The following is a 4,427-nucleotide window of genomic DNA, read 5'->3' on the forward strand; positions in this document are numbered from 1 at the left end:
ATGATTGGCGTGTTGCTGTCGCTTTGTGCTGCAACATCAACAGTGAGTGTCGGCGGTGTATTATCAAAGTCATCTGAGCTAATTGTACGGGTATTACCTGCGGCATCGGTCGCTGTTGCGATCACTGAGCCTAAGTTCAGTAATGAGATATCAATACCAGTCAGTGACCAGTTACCATTGGCGTCAGTGGTTGTGGTGTAACTTACGCCCACACCGCCGCCAACAAGTTGCTCAGTAATAGTAATTTCACTGCCAGCCGGTAAATCAGATGTACCGTTTAATAACACCAATGAACCTAATAAGAAGGTAGGTGTAAATGCTAAGTCTGGCGGTGTTATATCGACTTCGCCACTGTCCGTGCCGGTGCCTGTGTTGCCTGCAGCATCGGTGATGCTGGCGCTGACGCTGTAATTACCTTCCGCTAAATCGCCGCTTGGCGTTGCACTCCAGTTACCACTTGCATCGGTTTGTACATCAATGCTTTGAGTGGCATTCGCTGCATCTGTAAACGTAACTGTGATAGTTCTATTAGGTGCATCACTGGTGCCAGTCACTGTGGGTGTGGTGTCATTGGTGAGTACTGGCGCATTTACACTCACACTCGGTGCGGTCGTATCAATGGTGCCGTTGCCTATAATATCGGTGCTGTTACCTGCCACATCGCTGATGTTAGCTTCAATACTATATGGTCCTTCTGCTATCGCTGTTGGCACTTCGGCTGAGAAGTTGCCATCTTCATCAACCGTGGTGGTGAACGTTTGTGTATTGCCTAAATCGTCCACCACGGTGAAGTTAATAACGGTGCCTTCAACGGCATCGCTTGTGCCGCTAAGTGTCGGGGTGATGTCGCTACTTGAGCCTGGACTGGTAAGTACAAGTGTCGGTGCAATGGTGTCTATTTCACCAGCGCCAGTAGCGGTGGTGTCATTGCCTGCTGCATCGCTCACGCTTGCGCTGATGGTGTATCCACCTTCTGCAATGGCTGCCGGTACAGGAATTGACCACGTACCATTAGCAAGTACGGTGGCGCTCATTGTTTGTGGTGTGCCACTGCTATCTGTCACTATAACCGTTACCGTACTGCCTTGCGGTGCATCACTACTGCCTGCAATCGTTGGCGTGGTGTCGTTGCCTGCACCGTTGTTGGTAATAACAAGGCTCGGACCTGTTAGATCTATCTGACCTGTCTCTGTGGCGCTGCCAATATTACCCAGTCCATCATCTACCTGTGCGGTAACAATGTATTCGCCTTCGGCTAAATCAGTTGGTGCATCGACACTCCATACACCACCCGTTACGGTCGTATCAACAGTCGTAATATTCCCTGCACTGTCTTCAAACGTTAAGCTAATGGTTGTGCCATCAGCTGCATCACTTGTCCCGCGAATTTCTGGCGTGGTGTCATTGGTGTCAACCAGTGCATTAATACTGATGCTTGGCGCAGTGGTATTGAGTGTCGCGGTTTCACTTAACGTGGTGGTGTTGCCTGCGCTATCACTAACGCTAGCTTCAATGGTGAGCTCACCATCGCTCAGTGCATTCGGTACATCTGCTGACCAACTGCCATCGGCTTGTACTGTCGCGGTGAACGTTTCTGTGTTATCTGCATCCCTGACGTTAATCGTTATAACCGTGCCTGCTGGCGCGTTTGATGTCCCGCTAATTGTTGGTGTGCTGTTATTCGTGGCGCCCACGGTATCCAGTGTTAATGTCGGTGCTAAGGTATCAAGAGTGCCTGATTGAACTGCGCCACCGGTGTTGCCTGCATCATCGGTGATACTGGCTTGTACGGTGTAGCTGCCATCTGGTAATTCAGGGCTGGTTGCTTGCCAATTACCGCTGGCATCAACTGTGGCAGTGATTGGGTGCTCATCACCGTTACTGTCGGTAATAATAATGTTGATAACCGTGCCTTCAGGCTCTGTTGAGGTACCACTAACAACTGGGGTGCTGTCGTTACCTAGACCCAATGCGTCAACAGTGACGATTGGTGTAACCGTATCAACATTGCCACTGCTATTCGCTGTGCTCTCATTGCCTGCGGCATCGGTAATGCTCGCAACAACTGTGAAGTCACCTTGGGCAAGCGCGTTTGATACTTCAATAACCCAGTGGCCATCGCTGTCAACTATTGTATCAATGGTTTGCACAGCACCTGCGCTATCCGTGATAGTGAGTGTGACAGTGCCACCAATTTCATTACTGGTGCCCTGCAGCTCAGGTGTTAAATCGCTAACATCGCCTACGTTTTGAATGGTGAGCGTTGGCGCTTGCGTGTCGATAGTCGTGGTGTCACTCACGGTGGTTTCATTGCCAACACTGTCGCGTACACTTACTTCAATGGTGCTTTGACCTTCACTTAATGGTGTCGCTGGTGTGGCGCTCCAATCACCGTTTGCATCCACAAGCGCGGTGATGGTTTGTGGGTTGCCGTTGCTGTCGGTAACCACAATCGTCACTTGTGCACCCTCACCTGCATCGCTTGTGCCGCTTATGATTGGCGTGTTGCTGTCGCTTTGTGCTGCAACATCAACAGTGAGTGTCGGTGGCGTATTATCAAAGTCGTCTGAGCTAATTGTACGGGTATTACCTGCTGCATCGGTCGCTGTTGCGATCACTGAGCCTAAGTTCAGTAATGAGATATCAATACCAGTCAGTGACCAGTTACCATTGGCGTCAGTGGTTGTGGTGTAACTTACGCCCACACCGCCGCCAACAAGTTGCTCAGTAATGGTAATTTCACTGCCAGCCGGTAAATCAGAGGTGCCGTTTAATAACACCAATGAGCCTAATAAGAAGGTAGGTGTAAATGCTAAGTCTGGCGGTGTTATATCGACTTCGCCACTGTCTGTACCTGTGCCTGTGTTGCCTGCAGCATCGGTGATGCTGGCGCTGACGCTGTAATTACCTTCCGCTAAATCGCCGCTTGGCGTTGCACTCCAGTTACCACTTGTATCGGTTTGTACATCAATGCTTTGAGTGGCATTCGCTGCATCTGTAAACGTAACTGTGATAGTGCTATTAGGTGCATCACTGGTACCAGTCACTGTGGGTGTGGTGTCATTGGTGAGTACTGGCGCATCCACGGTAATGCTTGGCGCGGTCGTGTCTATTGTGCCGTTACCTGTAATACCGGTGCTGTTACCTGCTGCATCGCTGATGCTGGCGGTGATCGTGTACGGCCCTTCTGCCAAGGCAGTCGGTACTTCTATAAAGAAGTTGCCATCGGCATCCACAGTGGTCGTAAAGGTTTGTGTATTGCCTTGATCGTCCACCACGGTGAAGTTAATAACGGTGCCTTCAACGGCATCGCTTGTGCCGCTAAGTGTCGGGGTGATGTCGCTACTTGAGCCTGGACTGGTAAGTACAAGTGTCGGTGCAATGGTATCTATTTCACCAGTGCCTGTGGCAGTGGCTTCGTTGCCTGCGGCATCGCTCACACTGGCGCTCACTGTAAAGGTGCCTTCAGCCAGTACTTGCGTGGCTGCTACGCTCCATGTGCCATTAACCCCTAATGTGGTCGTTACGGTATGAGTAATATTATTACTGTCGGTGATTTCAACGCTCACGGTGCTGCCTTGTGGCGCATTCGCTGTGCCAGTGATCGTAGGTGTTGTGTCATCAGTCACGGTTACATCATTTACGGCAATATTAGGAATGGTCGTATCCACTACACCATTTTCTGTTGCTGTACTTGTATTGCCGCTTCCATCTGTAACACTCGCTTCAACTTCATAACTGCCTTCAGCTAAGTCAAAAGGGGCTTCAACACTCCAGATACCGTCTGTAACGGTTGTTTGTACCGTGTTTGTTATGTCATTACTGTCCGTGATACTGACGGTGATAATAGTGCCATTTGCTGCACTGCTGGTACCGCTCACATTCGGCGTTGTATCATTTGTATCCATTAATGCATCAATATTAATACTTGGTGCATTGGTACCCAATGTTGCGCCTTCACTTAATGTGGTGGTGTTGCCTGCACTGTCACTGACGCTTGCTTCTATGGTGAGTGGACCATCAGTCAGTGCGTTCGGTACATCCGCTGACCAACTGCCATCGGTTTGTACTGTCGCGATGAACGTTTCTGTATTATCTGCATCCGTGACGTTAATCGTTATAACCGTGCCTACTGGCGCGTTCGATGTCCCGCTAATTGTTGGTGTGCTGTTATTCGTGGCACCTACTGTGTCTAACGTCAGTGTCGGCGCTAAAGTATCTAAGCTGCCTGTTTGTGTGGCGCCGCCGGTGTTGCCTGCATCATCGGTGATACTGGCTTGTACGTTGTAGCTTCCATCTGGTAATTCAGGGCTGATTGCTTGCCAATTACCGTTTGCATCCACAGTAGCGGTGATTGGGTGCTCATCACCGTTACTGTCGGTAATAACAATGTTTATAACCGTGCCTGCAGGCTCTGTTGAGGTACC

Annotated in this window: 1 protein-coding gene; it reads right to left on the reverse strand. The window is 50.0% G+C overall.

Annotated elements, in window-relative coordinates; all coding sequences use genetic code 11:
- Positions 1-4,427, reverse strand: a 4,427-nt coding sequence (locus tag I6F54_RS20035; RefSeq protein ID WP_197142793.1) for a beta strand repeat-containing protein, incomplete at both ends; no start/stop codon positions are given.

Source organism: Pseudoalteromonas sp. SWXJZ10B, assembly GCF_015864475.1.
Lineage (GTDB): Bacteria > Pseudomonadota > Gammaproteobacteria > Enterobacterales > Alteromonadaceae > Pseudoalteromonas > Pseudoalteromonas arctica.